This is a genomic window from Paenibacillus mucilaginosus 3016, assembly GCF_000250655.1.
GTDB classification, from domain to species: Bacteria; Bacillota; Bacilli; order Paenibacillales; family NBRC-103111; genus Paenibacillus_G; species Paenibacillus_G mucilaginosus.
In genome coordinates this window covers 1,551,314-1,570,148 of sequence record NC_016935.1, presented here as the reverse complement: position 1 = coordinate 1,570,148, position 18,835 = coordinate 1,551,314, and the positions used below count along the sequence as shown (strand labels likewise).

The following is an 18,835-nucleotide window of genomic DNA, read 5'->3' as shown; positions in this document are numbered from 1 at the left end:
CATTAGGTGAAAGAAACTGCAGTTCAACGCCTCCTGTAAAGCGGCGCGTTGACCGGTGGGAGATCAGTACAACCGGCTTCCCCCAAGCCTCTTGGAGATGGAGTTCGCCGAGATCAGCAGAATAAAGCTCACCACGGTCTTGAACATCCCCGCTGCCGTAGCCAGGGAGTAGTTCCCGAGGTTCAGGCCCCACTTCAGTACGTATATGTCCAGGTTGTCGGAGTAATCGACGGTCATCCCGTTGCCGAGCAGGTACTGCGGCTCGAATCCCGACTCCAGAATATTCCCGATGTTAAGGATCAGCAGAATGACGATCACCGGCTTCAGGCCCGGCATCGTAATGTGCCAGATCCGCTGGAAGCGGTTCGCTCCGTCAATCTCAGCCGCTTCGTACTGCGACGGATCGATGGTGGTAATCGCCGCAAGATAGATGATGGTGTTCCAGCCTACGTCCTTCCATACCTCAGAAGCACCCAGGATGCCCCAGAAATATTCTCCTTTGCCGAGCCACAGCACCGGTGTGGAGATCCAGCCGAGCTTGAGTAACAGTACATTCACAATGCCTTCCGGCGCAAGGGTGGTCGAAATGATACTGGCTGCTACGACCCAGGATACGAAGTGCGGCAGATACGAAATCGTCTGTACGACACGTTTGAACAGCAGGCTCCGCAGCTCATTAAGCAGGATGGCGAGGGCGATCGCCGTGACGAAACCGAGAATCAGCTTGATCGAGCTCTGAACGAGGGTATTGCGCAGGACCTGGTAGAAGGCCGCATCCTTGAAAATCATCTCGAAGTTCAGCCAGCCCACCCACTGCTGGTCGGCGAAGCTCTTCGCGGGTCGATACTTCTGGAAGGCGGTCACCCAGCCCCAGAGCGGTAAATATTTGAATATGATCAGCCACAGCAGGAACGGGACCGACATGAACACCAGCGCCTTCTGCTGGGCGAGCTTTTTGAAAAACAACCTCAATCCGGTAGGACTTGAAGCTGGCCGGGCCCCGGCCGGAAATACATTCTCTATAGGTTTCTCCACTGGTTTGCAGCTCCTTTCCTTCTCCCTCTTTACAGCCAGCAGGCAGGAGAACCGAAGTACGTGCCTTCCGGTCCTCCGCTCGCTTCCCTATCTCTACAGCATGGCCAGGAGCAGCCCCCCCGTCCTTTTACCACTTGCCTGCGATACGATTTTTGACCACCTTCGTGATCGTTTCCTCATACGTCTTGCTGTCCAGCTTGCCGAACTCCGTGGTGTATTCCTTCCACGTGCCATCGAACGCATCCGGCGAACCCATGATGAGCTTCGGCAGGTACTTCAGCTGCAGGTCCTGCGACTTCTGGCCGAAGATCTGTTCCGGCGTGCCCTGTCCGAGGTTAATGCTCCATGCAGGGTACCATGGACGGTCGTCCGGCTTCGAGAACATGTCCGCGAAGGTCTTCGCCCCGTAAGCCTGGAGGATCTTCCTGTCCCCCTCGGTGTAATCCATCTCCGCCACTTCCGGCTGGTTGCCCACGCCGTAGGAGTTGCCGTCCTTCAGAATGGAGTTGTTGCCGTAACGCGGCCAGCTGTACTCGAAGTACTGGAAGCCGAAGGAGCGCTTGAACTCCGGATCGTTGCGCTTCTTGAGCATCTCCGGCGTCAGGACGTAGCGGCCTTTCTCATTGACCGTGTACGTCTGGTCCTTGATGCCCCACTGTACGAGGATCTGGTTCTCTTCCTTGAGCAGGTTGTCGAAGAACTTAATGATGCGCACGGGATCCTTCGCCTTAACGGAGATGCCGATGCCCCGGTTGTTCACGAAGGCCGGCGGATCGAGATACTGGTCCTTGATGTCCTTGTCAAAGACAATCGGCAGTGGCGCATAGCGTTTCTCGTCGACGCCGGCTTTCTTCAGGTTGTTGGTCGCATCGCCGACAAGCCAGTTATAGCCGAAGTAACCGAGCACGCGGCCGGAGGTCAGCTTCGCGAGATACTGGTCCTTGTTGACCGTGAACGATTCCGGATCGAAGAGTCCCTGCGCGTTGACTTCGTTCAGCTTCTTGATCCAGCGCTTCTCGTATTCGCCCGCCGAGTAGACCTTCGCCTCGTGGGTCTTCATATCGACAATGACACCGCCGTCGTTCGGGTAGCCGGCCAGGTGCATCGACGCATTCGTCAGGGCGAAGAAGTTGTCCTTCACGCCGGCGAAGGCCGCGAATCCGATCGTGTCCTTGCCGTCCACCTGCGGATACTTTTCCTTGTACTTCTTGATGAGGTCAAAATATTCATCGAGCGTCTTAATCGTCGGATAGCCGAACTCCTTGAGCACGGACCGCTGAATCCAGAAGGCGCCCTGGGAGATGCCCGGGTCGGTGATATAGCCCTGGTTGGCGGAGAATGGAAGGTGATAGATCTTGCCGTCTTCCTGTCTGAACTTATCCATATAAGGACCGTATACCCGCTTGATGTTCGGGCCGTACTTCTCGATGAGCTCATCGAGGGGGATGAAGGCGCCGGCGTCGAGCAGCTTGTCGATCTCGCCTTCCGGCACAATGACGTCGGCATAGTCGCCGCTCGCAATCATGACCCCCGACTTCGTCTTCGAATCGCCTACCGCGAATTCCATCTTGAAGTTAACACCGGTCTGCTTCTCGAGCTCCTTGCCAATGACCGTCTCGTTCGAGTTGACGTCTTTCTCTTTCGAGAAGGAGAAATAAGTGAACGTGACGGGCGTCTTGTCATCCGCGGCCCCGGCGGATTCCTGGGCTGTGCCGGCCTCCGGCTGCTTGTCGCTGCTGCATCCCACGGCTGTCGCTGCAAGCAGCACCGACAAGCTCACGGCAGCTATCTTTTTATGGTTGATCATCTGCGTTACTACCCCTTTCGATCCTCGAAATTCACTAACGGTGTAAGCACTTTCAGTATAACGCGGGAGCACTTTCGTCATGTACCCCTGAAACTTTAGTTTCCACTTTGAAAAGCATATGCAAACGGCGATAATCAGGAAAATGGGTGAGATGGGATAAATAGGATGCGTCAAAAAAGGGCTTCGCCTTGGAAGCCCTAATACTCAAACCGGTATGCCGGCCATGTCCCGGCACCGTTACCGATGATAGGAAACCGGAACGTATCGCTCCTCCACCCGTATAGGCAAACCGGCCGCCGCAGGACGGCTCCCCTGCCCGCTGAATGGGCAGGACGGCTGATACGGGCATGTCCGCTGCGGTCTCTACGCTTCCGGAGGTGATAGGCGGGACCTGCCGTACCTTCCGGTTCTTCGCAGGACGGATTCAACCCAGCCGCCGCCGCGCCGCTCCCGCTGCCAGCCTGCCTCTAGCGGGATTCGGACAGCGCGGCTTCTCCCGTCTCGAGCGGCAGCCGGATGCTCACGAACGTGCCGATATCCTGCTCGCTCTCGATATGAAATCGGAAGCTTCCGCCGAACCACATCCGGAGGCGGTAGTACGCATTCTTCATGCCGACCCGGTCGCCCATCGAATCGTCCTCCTCCAGGTAGCCGAGAATCTCGTTCAGCTTCGCAGCGCACATCCCCACGCCGTTGTCCCGGATGGAGAACACAAGCTCTCCGCTGCCCCTGTCGACCGCGATACCGATGACGATCAACCCCTTGCGGGGCGAGGTCTCGATCCCGTGAATGCTCGCATTCTCGACGAACGGCAGCAGGGTCATCTTCGGGATCGACAGATCGCCCGCCGCAGGCTCCACCGTGATCCGGTAGTCCAGCTTGTCGCCGAAGCGGTACTTCTGAATCTCCAGGAACCGCTCGATGAGCTCCATTTCGTCACGCACGCTGACCCAGTCCCGTCCCCAGGAGATCGATTTCCGGAAGATTTTGGCCATATGCTGGATGATCTTCGCGGTCTCCCCTTCCCCCTTCATGAGGCTGCGCATGCGCACGGTCTCCAGTACATTGAACATAAAGTGGGGATTGATCTGGCTCTGGAGCGCATGAAGCTGGGCCTGCCGCTGCTTGAGTTCGGAATCCTTCTTCTGGATATCCGCTATATAGACATCGTCAATCAGGCTGCGAATGCGGGAGGTCATCCGGTTGAATTCCGCCGTCAGCTGGCCGATCTCATCCCGGTATTCCTCGTCGGGGATCTCCTCGAAATGCTGGTTCTTGACCTTCTTCATATGCCTCAGGATGCGGACAAGCCGCACATGGATCGAGCGGGACATGGCTATGATGATGATCGACGGGATGACAAAATTGAGGCAGGCCAGATAGATCAGGAACTTCCATGACTTGCGTACCTCCTCGAGCACCACCTTGTCGTTCATGGTCCCGTGCAGACTCCATCCGCTCAGATAGCTGCGGGTCGTATAAGGTACTTCGTAGTACAGGGCTTTCTCCCGCGGGGACAGCGAGGCGAACGAAGCGCTGCCGCTCTTCCAATCCACGCCCGGCACATTCGTGGAGACAATGTGCCCTTCGCGGTTCACCAGGTAAAGCTCACCGTCGAAGGTCGAATTACGCAGCCGCTGCTGGAAGGTGCCCATATTCAGCGTGATCTTCACGAACTTCTCGTGTCCGTTGTAATACTTGTAATTGTCGAGCCGCTGAAGCAGGCTCAGCGTCTCTCCCGTCCGGAGCAGAACCGGGTTAGGCGCAGGGACATTCATCAGCTCCTTGTACCACGGCGTGCTGCGGACCGTATCACTGATGTACTCCATGCTCCCCGAAGCGAGCAGCGTTTTGTTATCCGAGTACACTTCGATCCGCTGGATGGACTGGTAGGTGGACTCGTTATACTTATCGAACATGCTCCGCAGCGTGTTCTGGTACACTTCAATGTAATCGAGAGAGGAGCGGTAGTCCCGGTCCAGCGTTTCATTCAGCAGCGGATCGGAGAAGAAAATATACGATACCCCGGCCGCCTCGTCCATGAGGGCCTGGATCTCGCTTCCCGTCTTGTCGATCGCCACGGAAGCATCCCGGTGCTTCTGGTTCTTGATGTTCGTCGTCGTCACATGATAGAACACCACATTGGTCAGCACGATCGGGATGAATACCGACAGGACATACATCAGCAGCCACTTGTCGCGGAGCCTCATATGGTTGAGGTGCAGCTTGCCCATGCCAATCACGGTCTCCTTCCTGTCAAGCCTTGCCGATCAACTTGTTGCGGTACTCCGTCGGCGTGACCCCCTCCAGCTTCTCGAACTGGGTAACGAAATAATCGGCGTTCTGGAATCCTACTTTGTCGGCAACCTCATACATCCGGAGATCCGTCTGCCGCAGCAGCTTCTTCGCTTCTCCCACCCGGATGCCGAGGAGGAAATCGTTGAAGTACACCCCGTATGTCTTGCGGAACAGCTGGCCGAGATACACCGGGTTCATGAAAAACTTGGCCGCGATGGTCTTCAGGCTGATATTCTCCATGTAGTGGGCTTCAATAAACTTCCGGATCTTCTCGATGCCGCCCTTCGTCTGCTCCTTGCGCAGGCGCGAAATATAATCGGACGCCTCGGTGAGAAACGCGGCGAACCGCTCCCGCAGTACCCCAAGCCCCCCTTGACGATCCTGCCATTCCATCATCCCGGGGAGTGTGCGGAGGCTGTTCTCCTCCCCGTCCATCCCCCAGATCACATTCACGATATCAATCACGCAGCGGGTGACGCTTCCGGCAACCGCACTTGGCGCAAGACGCTTCGTCTTGAACTGACCGAGCATCTCGTCCAGCGTCCGCAGGCATGCCTCCAGCCGGTTCTCCTCCAGATGCTCGAGCAGTTGGGCATACAGGCGGGGTTCGATATCGAAATAGGACAAGGGCGTTCCCTGTACGCTCTCATAAGCGATCACAGGCCGGCCATCCTCCGCATATTGGTACAAAAGCGCTTCACAAGCGGTTCGATAAGAAGCCTCCACCTCTGTAATCCGGTCTACCGTCCTCCCGGCATAGAGAACCACGGGAAGCCCCGCAGACCGAGTCAGTTCACGCTGGAGCAGGTACAGAAAGTCCTCCAGCGTCCGGCCCGAGGCCTCAAGACGCGAAGCGTCGATGAGAAGGCCGTACAGCCCCGGAGGCTGCTCGACGATCGGCAGTTCGCCCGCAGTTCCGCCAAGAACGGAGCGTACCGAGGAAGCCAGCCTTCCGGCAAGAGACTCCTTCTCCTCCGCCGACTCCGGCGTTTTCTGCATCCCTATGATGGCATAGGTGAAGCGGGAGGCCTTCTCCATCCCGAGCACCGACGCCACCTGTGGAGCGTCTTCCTGCCGCACGCTTCCCCGGATCAGCATCTCGAGCGCGGAAGAGGCACCGCTCGACAGCGCCTCCCCTTTCTTGCGGGACAGCCTGCGCATGCTGAGCTTGGCCGCCAGCTTCTTCAGGGTGTCCTCCATCTCCTCATCGTCGACCGGCTTCAGCAGATAATCCTGCACTCCGTAGCGCAGCGCCTTCTGGGCGTAGTGAAAATCGTGATAGCCGCTGATGATCACAAAGGAAGGCGGAGACAGCAGCTCCTCGGCCGCCCGGCGGATCAGCCCCAGGCCGTCGAGCACAGGCATCCGGATATCCGTGATGACCAGGTCCGGATCCAGCCGCTCGATCTCCGCATAGGCTTCCTCTCCATTCTCCGCTTCCCCGCATACTTCATAACCGAGCGATTCCCAATCAATAAGGCTCCTCAACCCCATGCGCACGAACATTTCATCGTCCACGAGCAGCACTTTCAGCATGGCGAGCTCCCCCCTGCATAGTTCTTCTTCTGTATAATCGATCTGCAGCAGCATGTTGTAATCGTTTTCAATATTCGACAACCGTTTTCAAGATAGTATAATGCACTTTGCCTTCCCTGCCTACCAGTACAATTTTACTTTTTACTTCAAAGATTAAAGATGTCCCGCTGCGTGTGCTTGTGAAGCACGCAGAAAGCGGACGGAACTGAAGCTTCCGTCCGCCCTTTTGGCCGTCTCCCCATTAGTCCTCTAAGACTCCACACTGCCGAGGGGGAGCAGAATGGCGAATTTCGTCCCCACCTGCGCCTTCGAGGTCACCATCACGCTGCCTCCCAAGGCATGGATCACTTGATAGGAATAGGTCAGCCCCAGGCCCGTGCCGTTGGTCTTGGTGGAGAAATAGATCGACCCCAGTCGATTGATCTGGCTCTCGCTCATCCCCACGCCGTTATCCTTGATCGTCAGCACAGCATGCCGGTCCTCCGTCGTCAGCCTCAGAATGACCCGGCCGTTCGGCACCTCCGAGCACGCCTCGACGGCATTCTTGATAAAATTCAGGAGCACCTGTTTGATCTCGTCCGGATTGGCCTTGATGCGTACGGCTTCCTCCGGCTTCTGGATCTCCAGTCCCACATTATGCATATTGGCGAAGGGGGACATGACCTCCCCGATGGCCTGCATCTGGCCGCAGAGATCGATCAGCTCCCGCCTCTGAGCATGGGGCTTTGAGATCGAAAGGTAGTCGGAGAGAATCGTCTCCGTCCGCTGGATCTCCTCCAGCGAGATCGTGATGTACTGTTCCATCTTCACGCGGTTCTCCGGGTTCTCCCGGATCAGCTTCAGGAAGCCCTTCACCGCCGTCAGAGGATTGCGCACCTCATGGGCGAGCGAAGCCGCCACGTGGCTCATCGTTTCGAATTTCTCATGCTGAGCATGCTTAATGAACAGTTCCTTATCCGCTACGGCCTTGCTGAAGAGGGACATCAAAAGCCAAATCCCGAGGGCATTCTGCAGAGGGATGACGAATAAGTGGAAGGGGAGATTCTCCTGCGTTTGTACAGGGAAGAAGAAGTAGACCATGATCAGAGGAACGGAGGCGAAAACGATGCCGGCCACGAAGGTAACCAGCGCCTTGCGGTACGTATTCCTGTACCACCGATGCAGGATCAGAGACAGTCCGAAGGCAGACGCGACAATGAGGAGGGAAACGGGCGCGCCCTGTCCGCCGATGTACATGCGGTAGGCGGCGAATTCGATGAGCAGAATGAGCAAGGTCTGCAGGCCCCCGTACACCAGGGAGAAGAATATCATGACGTACCTGATGTCGAAGATCAGCCCTTCCGTCCGGCTTGATGCGAAAGTCATCGAAAGAAGCAGGCAGGCGGAGCTCGTCGCGAGGATGAACCAGGGACTGTAGTTGCGGAGTTTATCCCGATAATAAATATTGTAGATCACGAAAGGAGCAAGGGCGAAAAAGAGCTGCAGGATAATCTCTTTGAACAGACTCATCAGGTCAACCCCAATACCGTTTTGGCTGTGCTTGTCATCTTTACCACATTCGACACGGGGTCTTCCAATCCTGCCGCTCTGCAGGAAAAAACAGGGCGGGGGCCAATCATTTGCCTGATTGGCAAAGACTGCAGAGGACGGATTACAAAAAGCCCTGCCGCCCCATTCACAGGGCAGACAAGGCTCCGCAGCCGTCCCGCTACGGTTAGTCGGCCGCGTTCAGCAGCTCGATTCCTCTCTCCCGGCAGCGCTCCGCCATACCGCCCGGCCAGACGGACATCTGCACCTCTCCGATGTGGGCTTTGCGAAGCAGGAACATGGCCACCCGCGACTGGCCGATCCCTCCGCCCATCGTGCAGGGCAGCTCTCCGTTCATCAGCATCCGGTGGAAGGGGAGGGACAGCCGGTCTTCGCAGCCGCTCTCACGAAGCTGGGCCAGGAGTGCAGCCTCGTCCACGCGGATGCCCATCGAGGAAAGCTCGAAGGAGGTGCCGAGAACCGGATTCCATACGATCAGATCCCCGTTCAGCCGCCAATCGTCATAATCGGGAGACCGGCCGTCATGCACCTCACCGGAAGCCAGCTTCCCTCCCACCTCCAGCAGGAAAACGGCGCCTGTCTCCCGTGCGGCTTCATGCTCGCGCTCCTTGGGCGTCAGCCCGGGGTAGCGGTTCTCAAGCTCCTGCGTGGTCATAAATGAGATAGCATCGGGAAGCACCGGGGCAAGCTCCGGGTACAGCACGGCCAGCTCCGCCTCCGTTTCCTTCAGCGCCTCGTAGATGAGGGCCACCGCCGCTTGTAACGTACCGGTATGCCTCTCCTCCCGGGTAATCACCTTCTCCCAATCCCACTGGTCGACAAGGTAGGAATGCAGCGGACCCACCTCCTCATCCCTCCGGATGGCCCGCATGTCCGTGTACAGCCCTTCTCCCGGACCAAAGTCGTAATACCGGGCTGCCAGCCTTTTCCACTTGGCCAGAGACTGTACGACCTCCAGCCGGATGGGGGCATCTTCCCCGGGCCCCGCCGCATCAAAGGAGACGGCCCGCTCCCAGCCGTTCAGGTTGTCATTGATTCCGCTGCCCTCGGCAACGAACAAGGGGGCGGATACTTTCATCAGGTGGAGCCTGCGGCTGAAATTCGTTTCGAACATCCCCTTCGCCAAGGCGGCCTGCCTCTCGACTTCCCGTGCCCGGGCTCCTGCCGTAAGATTTGGTTTCACTGCTTCCATCATCCTTTATACCCTCTTTCATCCTTAAAGTCGGTTTTCGGTGCGGCACCGCTTCCCCTCTTTAATCTACTAAAATGTTACATATTTTACAATATTAATCTTTTGTAAAGCTGCGCAGCACCATCCTGGCCTCTCCCATCCGCTTTCCCCGGGTTCTCTTATTCTATCCATCTGTACGGTTCCGGCCGCGCCGATCTCTATCCTCTCCAGAAGCTCCGCCAAAAACCCTGCCATAAACTCCGCACAAAAATAGGCACCTGCTCCCATCACATATCCCCGTCCTCCTTGAATATAGTTAGTAACAAGCACTTTTTTTACAAAGTCTTGTTCTTACGAACAATCGTCCGGTTTCCATTTTGCTTACCATGAAGCCCACTTCAGGAGGTGTCCCGCATGACAGAGCCTTTGTTTACCGTCTCAAGAGAAGATTGGTCCCTGCACCGCAAAGGGTATCAAGACCAGACCCGCCACCAGGAAAAAGTACGCGAAGCCATCAAACAAAACCTGCCTGACCTGGTGACGGACGAGAGCATCGTGATGTCGGACGGCAAGCAGATCGTCAAGGTGCCCATCCGTTCCCTGGATGAGTACCGTTTCCGTTATAACTACAACAAGAGCAAGCACGTCGGGCAGGGCGACGGCGACAGCCAGGTCGGCGATGTGCTCGGGGTCGATCCGCAGCCGGCCAAAGGATCGGGCAAGGGCGAGGGGGCAGGCGACCAGCCTGGTGACGATTATTACGATGCCGAAGTGCAGATGGAGGAGCTGCAGACCATGCTCTTCGAAGAGCTGGAGCTGCCGAATCTGCAGCAGAAAGAGAAAAATAACGTGACGACCAAGGAGATCATTTTCAACGATGTCCGCAAGAAAGGCATCATGTCCAACATCGACAAAAAACGAACGATCATGGAGAACCTGCGCCGCAACTCGCGGGAAGGCACGCCCGGCATCCACCACATTTCGCCGGATGACCTGCGCTTTCGGACCTGGGATGAGATCGTCACCCCGCACTCCAATGCGCTGATCCTTGCCATGATGGATACCTCAGGCTCCATGGGATCGTTCGAGAAGTATATCGCCCGCTCCTTCTTCTTCTGGATGACCCGCTTCCTGCGCACCAAGTACGAGCATGTAGAGATTGTCTTCATCGCCCATCACACCGAAGCCAAGGAAGTGACCGAAGAAGAGTTCTTCACGAAGGGAGAGAGCGGCGGCACGATCTGCTCCTCCGCTTACCAGCTCGCCGTCGATCTCATCGACCGCAAGTACCCGCCTTCGCGCTACAACATCTATCCGTTCCACTTCTCCGACGGCGACAACCTGACTTCAGATAACGAGCGCTGCGTGAAGCTGATCGGAGAGCTCGTCAAACGGGCGAACCTGTTCGGTTACGGTGAAGTCAACCAGTACAACCGCAGCTCCACCCTGATGTCGGCGTACCGCAATATCCATGATCCGAAGTTTGTGCACTATGTGATCCGTGAGAAAGGCGAAGTGTACAAAGCACTGCGGACCTTCTTCCCCAAAAATGTTGAAGGGAGAGCCGCCCGATGAAGCTCGACGATATCAAAAAGCTGGAGTATGCCATTGCCGAGATTACCGAGGTCGCCACGGGCTTCGGCCTCGACTTCTACCCGATGCGCTATGAGATCTGCCCTGCTGAGATTATCTACACCTTCGGCGCCTACGGGATGCCGACCCGCTTCAGCCACTGGAGCTTCGGCAAGACGTTCCACAAGATGAAGATGCAGTACGACTTCGGCCTGAGCAAGATCTACGAGCTCGTCATCAACTCCGACCCCTGCTATGCGTTCCTGCTCGACGGCAACTCGCTCATCCAGAACAAGCTCATCGTCGCGCACGTCCTGGCGCACTGCGACTTTTTCAAGAACAACGTGCGCTTCTCGAAGACGAACCGGAACATGGTCGAGAGCATGTCGGCCACGGCCGAGCGGATCCGGCAGTACGAGATCGAATACGGCAACGAGGAAGTCGAGAAATTCATCGACGCGGTGCTGGCGATCCAGGAGCATGTCGATCCCTTGATCACCAAGCCCGTGCGCGGGATGAGCGGACTGCGGACCGAGGCGGCAGCCCCGCCGACCGAGCGGACTTTCGGCTATGAGGATCTGTGGGATCTCGACGAGAAGCCGAAGCCGCCCGAGCGCAAGGAAGGGCCCGCGAAGTTCCCTCCCCGGCCGGAGAAGGATCTCATGCTCTTCATCGAAGAGTACGCGCCGTACCTCAAGGACTGGCAGCGGGACATCATGACGATGCTGCGCGACGAGATGCTGTACTTCTGGCCGCAGATGGAGACGAAGATCATGAATGAAGGCTGGGCTTCCTATTGGCACCAGCGCATCCTGCGGGAGCTTGATCTCACCGAGGATGAGACGATCGAATACGCGAAGCTGAACTCCTCCGTCGTCGTGCCGTCGCGTCACAGCCTGAACCCGTACTACCTCGGGCTCAAAATCTTCGAGGACATCGAGAAGCGCTGGGATCACCCGAGCAAGGAGGACCGCGAGCGGTTCGGCTACAAGGGCGGCGAGGGCCGGCAGAAAATCTTCGAGGTCCGCGAATTCGACTCCGACTCGTCCTTCATCCGCAACTACATGACGAAGCAGCTTGTCGACGAGCTCGACCTCTATGTGTTCGAGAAGAAGGGGCCAGAGTGGAAAATCACCGACAAATCGTGGGAGAACATCCGGGACCAGCTCATCTTCGCCCGCGTGAACGGCGGCTTCCCTTACATCGTGGTGGAAGACGGCGACTATGAGCGCAGCGGCGAGCTGTACCTGCGCCACATGTTCGAAGGCACGGAGCTCGACCTCAAATACGTGGAACGCACGATCCCCTACATCCACCGGCTGTGGGGCAAACCGGTCTACCTGGAGAGCGTCATCGAAGGCAAGCCCGTCCTCTTCTCCTATGACGGTCGCAAGCATAACCGGAAATTCCTGTGATCTTCCGTGAAGCCATGCGTCATATTATCTGAAATTTCTGATATAACGGATGTGACAGGGCTCTGTATAGAAAATGATGTACAGAGGTTGGGCGGGAGTTCTTGGAATGGATAAAAAAGGCCGCAGCAGAATGCGTTTCTGCTGCGGCCTTTTGGCAGTGATGCCGATATTCTCAAGTTCTTGTGCCGCAGTCGATGCGGCTCCCGGATCCGGGTCACTCCGAAGCGGCGGCAGGCGGCATGTCTGGCTGCCGCCGGTCCCGGACCAGCCGGAGTCCCTGCTCCAGCATGCCGAGGAGATATTCGCCGGCCGGCGGATCGGCGGCCGTGAGCTCCCGCAGCTCACGCAGCGCGCGGTCGAGACGCGGGGAGTCCTCCGGTTCCCGGGCCGCTTCCTCCTCCGCTTCCTCCTCCTTCGCCAGCTCCTCGTCGACGGACCAATACAGCTCCTTCTCCAGTCTGGAGAGGATCTCCAGCTGGATCGTCTGGGTCCGCCCGCTCTCCAGGTTGCGCAGATATCCCGGCGAGACCCCCAGTTCTTTGGCAAATTCGGTGACTTCCATGCCCTTCAGCTCTCTTAATTCGCGCAGCTGCTGTCCGTACCATGTGCTCACGGTCCGTCCCCCCGTCGTTCTCGTCTGTCGGATTCTCGGAATCTTCCAATCCGGAATACTATGTTGATCCTAGTATCGACAGGAGAGAGGCGCGGTAAACGCGGGAGACCCCGGTAAAAATAAACCGGGCTCTTGGCCGGGGATACGGAAAAAGGAGCCTGGCGGCGCTCCGCCAAGCTCCCTTCTCTGATTACCGTTGATACAACCTGTGAATCAATACCGCCGTCTCGGCCCGGGTCGCCGTCCCCAGCGGATTCAGCCGGGAGCCGTCGCCTGTAATGAGGCCGCTCTTCACTAGAGCTGCCGTACTTTCAGCCGCGTACGCGGACAGATCCGCACGGTCTGCGAAACCGCCGAGCACGGATTCATCCCCGGCCGGAAGCTCCCTCCCGGCAAGCTTCAGCGCCCGTTCGGCCAGCGTCATCATCTCCTGCCTGGAAATAGGAGACGCCGGATCGAAGCGTTTACCTTCCCTGCCCTCGGTGATGCCCAGCTTTTTGGCGATGCCGACCGCCTGGTAATAGTAGGCCGAAGGATCGACGTCGTCAAAATTGCCTGTGAAGCCTGCACTGAGGTCCAGCGCCTTCACGAGCAGGAGCAGGAAGTCCGCCCGTGTCACCGGTGCCGACGGGGTGAATACCCCCTCGGCCGTGCCTTGGATTACGCCCTTGGCCGCCATGGTCTCGACGGCTTCACGGGCCCATGCATGGGCCGTAAGATCCCCGAAGGCCTTCGTCACATAGGCCACCGCAAATCTGCTGAAATGCGTGGTGGTGAAGGTCACCCGTCCCGATTCCCCATCATAACGGGCGCTCGGGACAGCTGTCACTACGCCGGCGGCGTCCACATGCCATACCGTAATCCAATCGGGGTGAGCGAGTTCATCCGCACCCGGCTTGTAGGGGATCGAGACGGCCGCCTTCGCGTCCGGATTGCTCCACTCGAGCGGCCTGCCGTCTGCGAACAGGCTCAGCTCGATCACCGGCCTGCCCTCCAGCTGCCCGCGAAGCGGGGCACTGAGACCGGACGGATCTGCGATGCCGATCCGCAGCTCGATCTGCTGCGCACCGCCTGCGGAAGCCAGCATACCGCTTGGCAGGATAAGACGGGCCGCTTCGGTAACGACCTCCAGCGTATGCTTCCCGGACCCTTCCGTCAGAACCGAAGCCGGGAGGACGATGCCGTAAGCTTTGGCGCCTGCGGTCTGCGGCACTTCGACCGTGACGGAGCTCCGGCCCGCGAGGGCCTTCTCCAGCTCCGCCGCCGGTACGGTTACGGAAGCGATGCCGGTCTCTGCGTCGAGAGCAGGCTGCGGTGTGGTCAGGACCGGCGGGCCTCCGTCAGCAGGAGCGGGCGTGCTGACTGCGCCGCCGCCAGGCGTTCCGCCGCCGCTGCTGCCAGGCTGACTGCCGCCGTCGCTGCTGTCACCTTCACTGCCGCCGGTGTTCCCGCCACCATTGTTTCCTTCACCGTTGTTTCCGCCGCCGTTGTTTCCGCCGCCATTCCCCGGTGCCGTGATGACATAAGTGAATTCAGCGGCCGCACTGTCGGCCATGCCTTCCTTCACCGCTATGGCCTTGATCGTCGTCGTGCCGACCGGTACGGTGATCGCATGCTTATATTCCGTTCCCGCCGCTGCCGAAGGTGCGCTGCCGTCGAGCGTATAATAAAGGACTGCGCCTTCCGTCGCCGTGGTCAGAACCACCTGCTGCGGTACCGTGTAGCTGCCGGGTCCCGGTGAGGCCACCGGGGCTGCGGCCTGCTCCGGCGGCTGCTCGCCCGCTTCCACCACATACGTGTAAGGGGCCACGTAGCTGTCCTTCATCCCCGCCTTGACCGCTATCGCCCGGATCACGGTAAGACCTGTTACTTCGATCGGCCCCGTGTACGGTGTGCCGGCCGCGGTCGGAACCGTGCCGTCCAGCGTGTAGAATACCGCAGCGCCCTCCGTCAGCGTACTCAGCGCGACCTCCCGGCTGCCGTAATACGTGCCGGCACGCAGGGATGCTGCAGGTACGGCCGCTTGGTCCGTCACAGCCTGTTCGGGGGCATCCGACGGCTGCAGCTCAAACCAGTCCAGATTGAATCCGTCCCCCTGGTCAAGCAGGGTTATCGTCTGTACGCCCTTCCGGAGGCTGACGACATGGGATGCTTCCTTATACGTCCCCCAGCCGCCTGTGGCAGGCAGTTGTGCCGTGCCAAGCACTTGGCCGCCGACCGTGAAGGCTGCGGATACCCCGCCCTGCGCCGTCGCATACCGGTAGGTCACACGGTAGTAGCCGTCCTCCAACACATCGACCAGATAATCGAGCGTATTGCCTGCACTCATGTAACCGACGTTGCGGAATGCCGGAGCAGTCCCGCTCGCCGCATTGTCCTGAATGACGCCCACGGTCGCGCCGGTGTAGCTTTCTGCCTCAACCCGCAGGACGCCCTGCTCATCCATCGCCTGAGCCGTGACCGGCTCTAGAGTCAAGCTGCCTAGCTCGAAGCCTCCCGCCTGAGCGTAGACTCTCAGAATCTGCTCGCCTGCCGGAAGTGTAATGCGGCTGCCAACCGTCACCCAATTCTTGTTATAGAGCTGCGGCACGGTATATTCGGCCAGTGTCTCCCCCGCCCCGTTCTTCAGCACGATCCCTTTGGCTGCGCCGGATTCAAAGGTGATCCGCAGGGCAGCCAGGTACGTACCGGCCTGCGCCGCATTGATCTTGTATTCGGCATAATCGCCCGCATCGAAGCCCGTCAGCTTACGGGTGCCGTCCGGTCCCGCATCCGCAGCAGCCCCCTGCACCTTGTAGAACGCGTCGGCAGGCACAAGGCCGGGCACCGGCACCGCCTCCTGACGGTTCACCGTTCCGCTCAGGACGGCGGCCGCAGTAAGCGCCGCCTCTCCGTCCGCGTAAGCTTCCTTCGGCACCCTGACTTCCAGCTGCAGGTCCCCGTAATAGGCGGTTCCGTTCCAGCCCAGCGTCAGCTCCAGGTGCGAAGCATCCACCGCTCGCACGGACTTCAGGCTGACCCCGCCCTGCGTCACCGCACTGCCGGCGAGCGTGATGCCGTCCAGCGCCCCGGTCCGGAAGGTGCCGCCCTCGAGCGCAAGCTCCAGCACGCGGCCGTCCACGCCGTAAGGCAGCGGTCCGTCCGCCATCACAAGCGTTTCGGCATCCTCCACGGCCGTGAACGCCAGCCGACTCCGCAGCACACCGGAAGCATAGACGCTGCCGCTGACCGTCTCGTACACCGCTGCCGTAACAGCCCCCCGGATGTCCTTGTCGTAATCCGCGGTGCGGGTACCGCTGAGCACCACCTGCGCACGCCGGTCATCCAGACGGGTCACGCTGCCGACGGACACACCCTCCGCCCCCTCCAGGCTCCAACGCTCGGCATGCAGCGTTTCCCTGAAAGTGTCGTTGAGCAGCTCCACGGTGATCGGCGTGCCGTTCTCCTGCCCCTCAGTGACCGGGGCTCCCGCTGCCGCGATCATTGTCGGTCCGACGGCCAGCCAATCCTGACGGACCGGGCTGTCCTTCACGGCGAGCTTCAGCACGTGGTCGCCTGCCGGCAGGGTTACCGTATCCGCCGCATAGGCCCACTGGTCCCTTCCGCCCGTGACCGGCAGGTAGGTCGTGCCGATGACCGTACCCTCTACGGACAGCTCCGCGGCCGCCCCTACGCCTTCCGCAGCATAGCGGTATGTCATCCGGTACTCCCCTCCCTGCTCCGCATGGAACCGGTATTCGGCGCCTTCTGCGTCAGGCGTGAAGCGGACTATAACTCCGTCTGCATTACGGTCTGCCAGTGTCCCCGGCAGCAGCGTTCCCCCCTCCGCTTCGATGAGGCCCGGCACACTGTGCAGCCCCGGATCCGCCTTGCTCAGCACCAAGTCCGTAAGGGTGTACCCGCGCCCTTGGGCCGTTAAGGTCAGCTTATGGATGCCCGCCTCCAGCGCTACCGACACTCTGGCATAGCCGGCCGGGCCGCCGCCCGAAACCTCTTGCGACAGTGGAACCGCCGCAATCTCCGCGTCATCCTTCAACAGCCGCAGGGAAGCGTCCTGCGGAACTCCTGTGTAGCCGAGATCCGCATAATAGGTGCCGCTCTCCGCAGCGTTCACCAGGTAATCGAACGATGCCGGCTCTCCGGCTCCTTCGTTCAATCCGCCCACCGTACCGGTCTCCCCGTCAGCCTTATAGCTGCCGGCGGCATGGTCGAAGTCCGCAGCGCGGATCGCGCCCGGAACCGCCTGCTTCGCCACGACGCGGTCCCACCGGTACGTCACCACCGACTTGGCCGGCACGGTCGCCTTAATCTGCGTCCCGTCGCTGAGCAGCTTCACCGGCTGATCCTCATTCGTCTGGTTGATCACGACCGTTACGATCTTCTTCCCGTCCGGGCTCCGGAAAGCCACGTTCGTCACCGTATCGGCCGAGCCGTAATTGCTGTCGATCCGCACATAGCCCGGCTCCACGAACTTCGTATACTGCCCAAGCAGGTAATATTCCGGCGCGAGCCAGTAGTTGTCGCGGTCCGCCGAGTCCTGCACAAGCGGCGTCGGGTCCGGCGTGCCGACCCACTGGTGGGTGCGGATGTCGCTGTCGAGCATCACCACCCAGGAGTTGTAGCTGCGAGCCCAGTTGCGGAAATACTGCGCCATCCGGTCCGCACCCTTCGTGCCCCATACGGCACGTTCGGAGAGATACACGTGCTCCTCCGGGTACATGTCGTGCAGCTTCGTCATCTCGCCCAAGTCGCCGCCGTAGTCGTGGAAGGCGGTGCCGTCCACGGCTTCACGGTTCGCCGGGTCTCGCAGCAGCTGGGCCGGATAGGCCATCGTGTCGCCCGGGTTATGATCGAACGTCCACAGCTTCACGTGGGAGAACCCATTGGCGTCAAGCTCGGCGCGCAGCAGCTTCGCGAGCTTCGCCTGCTGCTCCCATGGCATCTTGGCGCTCGGGTATTCGATCTCGAGCAGCGGCTCATTCTGCATCGTCATCGCTTCGATCTCGATGCCCTCGGCCCGGTAGGCCTGCAGGTACTTCAGATAATACTTCGCCAGTACCGGCAGGTACTCGTCCTTGACCTGGCCCTTCATCAGGGAGTCCGTGGTCTTCATCCAGCCCGGAGGACTCCAGGGGGAGGCAAAGAACTTGACGTCCGGGTTGATGCGCTGAATTTCCTTCACCGTATCGATGATGTGGAACTCGCGGTCCTTCTGAATCGAGAAGTGCTTCAGCTCGGGGTCCGTCCCGCCCGCCGGCATGTCATCATAGCTGTAGAAGGTCTGTGCGGTAAAATCGGCCGAGCCGATCGTCAGCCGGATGAGACTCATTCCTGCCCCTTCCTGAGGGTCCACCAGCTTCTTCAGCACCTCCGTACGCTTCGCCGGAGACATCTTCCACAGGTTGTGCACCGTGGACTCCTCCATCGAGGAGCCGATACCGAACATGGACTGGTAGGTCTTCTCCGGATCGAGCTTGATCTCCGTGCCCGAACCGCCGCCCGGGCAGGTGGCCGAGAGGCTGGCCCTGGGCGACGATTCCGCCGACACCTCGTACCTTCTCCAGCTGGATAACGACGTCACGTACCTCGGCGGCAAAGTGGCCGATCCCGGCTTCTGGCTGAACCTCGGGCTCGGCGTCATTCGTTCCCGGGAGAGCAGCGACATTCCCCGGGTCATCGACGTGCTCAGCGGCACAGGTACGGATGCGGCGCCTCCGCTGGACCAGGCGGTTTGAGCGCCCCAGAGACGCAGGATCGCGCTGCTCAACAAGATCAACGGCTTCGCCGAAGGACCATGCGATATAAACTCATATGAAAAAGGCCTGACCATCCCTGGCCAG

12 protein-coding genes are annotated in these 18,835 nt (G+C 59.4%); 3 read left to right on the top strand and 9 right to left on the bottom strand.

Features of this window, described 5'->3' with window-relative positions:
- Nucleotides 1-63 precede the first annotated feature (63 nt).
- The 7 genes from PM3016_RS06980 to PM3016_RS06950 form a co-directional block, all read right to left on the bottom strand.
- Nucleotides 64-1,035 carry an ABC transporter permease gene (locus tag PM3016_RS06980; RefSeq protein ID WP_014368910.1) on the bottom strand — a complete coding sequence of 324 codons (972 nt, stop codon included), beginning with the start codon at nucleotides 1,033-1,035 and terminating at the stop codon, nucleotides 64-66.
- A 127-nt stretch (nucleotides 1,036-1,162) separates the two neighbouring features.
- Nucleotides 1,163-2,842 carry an ABC transporter substrate-binding protein gene (locus tag PM3016_RS06975; protein WP_041619050.1) on the bottom strand — a complete coding sequence of 560 codons (1,680 nt, stop codon included), beginning with the start codon at nucleotides 2,840-2,842 and terminating at the stop codon, nucleotides 1,163-1,165.
- Between the two features lie 467 nt (nucleotides 2,843-3,309).
- A complete protein-coding gene (locus tag PM3016_RS06970; protein ID WP_013917190.1) occupies nucleotides 3,310-5,076 on the bottom strand; it encodes a cache domain-containing sensor histidine kinase in 1,767 nt (588 codons plus the stop codon).
- A gap of 22 nt (nucleotides 5,077-5,098) precedes the next feature.
- Nucleotides 5,099-6,676, bottom strand: a complete 1,578-nt coding sequence (locus PM3016_RS06965) for a response regulator transcription factor (RefSeq protein ID WP_014368908.1) — start codon at nucleotides 6,674-6,676, stop codon at nucleotides 5,099-5,101.
- Between the two features lie 249 nt (nucleotides 6,677-6,925).
- A complete protein-coding gene (locus PM3016_RS06960; RefSeq protein ID WP_014368907.1) occupies nucleotides 6,926-8,185 on the bottom strand; it encodes a sensor histidine kinase in 1,260 nt (419 codons plus the stop codon).
- Nucleotides 8,186-8,390: 205 nt separating this feature from the next.
- The gene (asnA, locus tag PM3016_RS06955) at nucleotides 8,391-9,419 is read right to left on the bottom strand and encodes an aspartate--ammonia ligase (protein WP_014368906.1); all 1,029 of its coding nucleotides are present in this window, start codon (nucleotides 9,417-9,419) and stop codon (nucleotides 8,391-8,393) included.
- A gap of 66 nt (nucleotides 9,420-9,485) precedes the next feature.
- On the bottom strand, nucleotides 9,486-9,683 hold the full coding sequence (locus PM3016_RS06950) for a hypothetical protein (protein ID WP_238540580.1): 198 nt from the start codon (nucleotides 9,681-9,683) through the stop codon (nucleotides 9,486-9,488).
- Nucleotides 9,684-9,809: 126 nt separating this feature from the next.
- On the opposite strand from PM3016_RS06950, the gene yhbH reads away from it, so the two are divergent.
- Nucleotides 9,810-10,970 carry a sporulation protein YhbH gene (gene yhbH, locus PM3016_RS06945; RefSeq protein ID WP_013917185.1) on the top strand — a complete coding sequence of 387 codons (1,161 nt, stop codon included), beginning with the start codon at nucleotides 9,810-9,812 and terminating at the stop codon, nucleotides 10,968-10,970.
- Complete coding sequence (locus PM3016_RS06940) at nucleotides 10,967-12,382, top strand: SpoVR family protein (protein WP_013917184.1); 1,416 nt, start codon at nucleotides 10,967-10,969, stop codon at nucleotides 12,380-12,382. The genes yhbH and PM3016_RS06940 overlap by 4 nt, the downstream gene beginning before the upstream one ends.
- Before the next feature lie 214 nt (nucleotides 12,383-12,596).
- Here PM3016_RS06940 and PM3016_RS06935 read toward each other — a convergent pair whose 3' ends face one another.
- Together PM3016_RS06935 and PM3016_RS36730 are read right to left on the bottom strand one after the other, a co-directional pair.
- Complete coding sequence (locus PM3016_RS06935; protein WP_014368904.1) at nucleotides 12,597-12,995, bottom strand: helix-turn-helix domain-containing protein; 399 nt, start codon at nucleotides 12,993-12,995, stop codon at nucleotides 12,597-12,599.
- A 190-nt stretch (nucleotides 12,996-13,185) separates the two neighbouring features.
- Entirely contained in the window at nucleotides 13,186-18,543 is a 5,358-nt protein-coding gene (locus PM3016_RS36730) for a carbohydrate-binding protein (protein ID WP_238540463.1), read from the bottom strand.
- On the opposite strand from PM3016_RS36730, the gene PM3016_RS06925 reads away from it, so the two are divergent.
- A complete protein-coding gene (locus PM3016_RS06925; RefSeq protein WP_041619049.1) occupies nucleotides 18,503-18,730 on the top strand; it encodes a hypothetical protein in 228 nt (75 codons plus the stop codon). The genes PM3016_RS36730 and PM3016_RS06925 overlap by 41 nt on opposite strands.
- The last annotated feature ends 105 nt before the right edge of the window (nucleotides 18,731-18,835 follow it).

Excerpts from the sequence above, each read along its gene's own strand:
- PM3016_RS06950 (WP_238540580.1), bottom strand. The coding sequence starts at position 9,683 with ATGGGAGCAGGTGCCTATTTTTGTGCGGAGTTTATGGCAGGGTTTTTG.
- PM3016_RS06965 (WP_014368908.1), bottom strand. The coding sequence starts at position 6,676 with ATGCTGAAAGTGCTGCTCGTGGACGATGAAATGTTCGTGCGCATGGGG.
- PM3016_RS06975 (WP_041619050.1), bottom strand. The coding sequence starts at position 2,842 with ATGATCAACCATAAAAAGATAGCTGCCGTGAGCTTGTCGGTGCTGCTT.
- PM3016_RS06960 (WP_014368907.1), bottom strand. The coding sequence starts at position 8,185 with ATGAGTCTGTTCAAAGAGATTATCCTGCAGCTCTTTTTCGCCCTTGCT.
- yhbH (WP_013917185.1), top strand. The coding sequence starts at position 9,810 with ATGACAGAGCCTTTGTTTACCGTCTCAAGAGAAGATTGGTCCCTGCAC.
- PM3016_RS06940 (WP_013917184.1), top strand. The coding sequence starts at position 10,967 with ATGAAGCTCGACGATATCAAAAAGCTGGAGTATGCCATTGCCGAGATT.
- asnA (WP_014368906.1), bottom strand. The coding sequence starts at position 9,419 with ATGATGGAAGCAGTGAAACCAAATCTTACGGCAGGAGCCCGGGCACGG.
- PM3016_RS06970 (WP_013917190.1), bottom strand. The coding sequence starts at position 5,076 with ATGGGCAAGCTGCACCTCAACCATATGAGGCTCCGCGACAAGTGGCTG.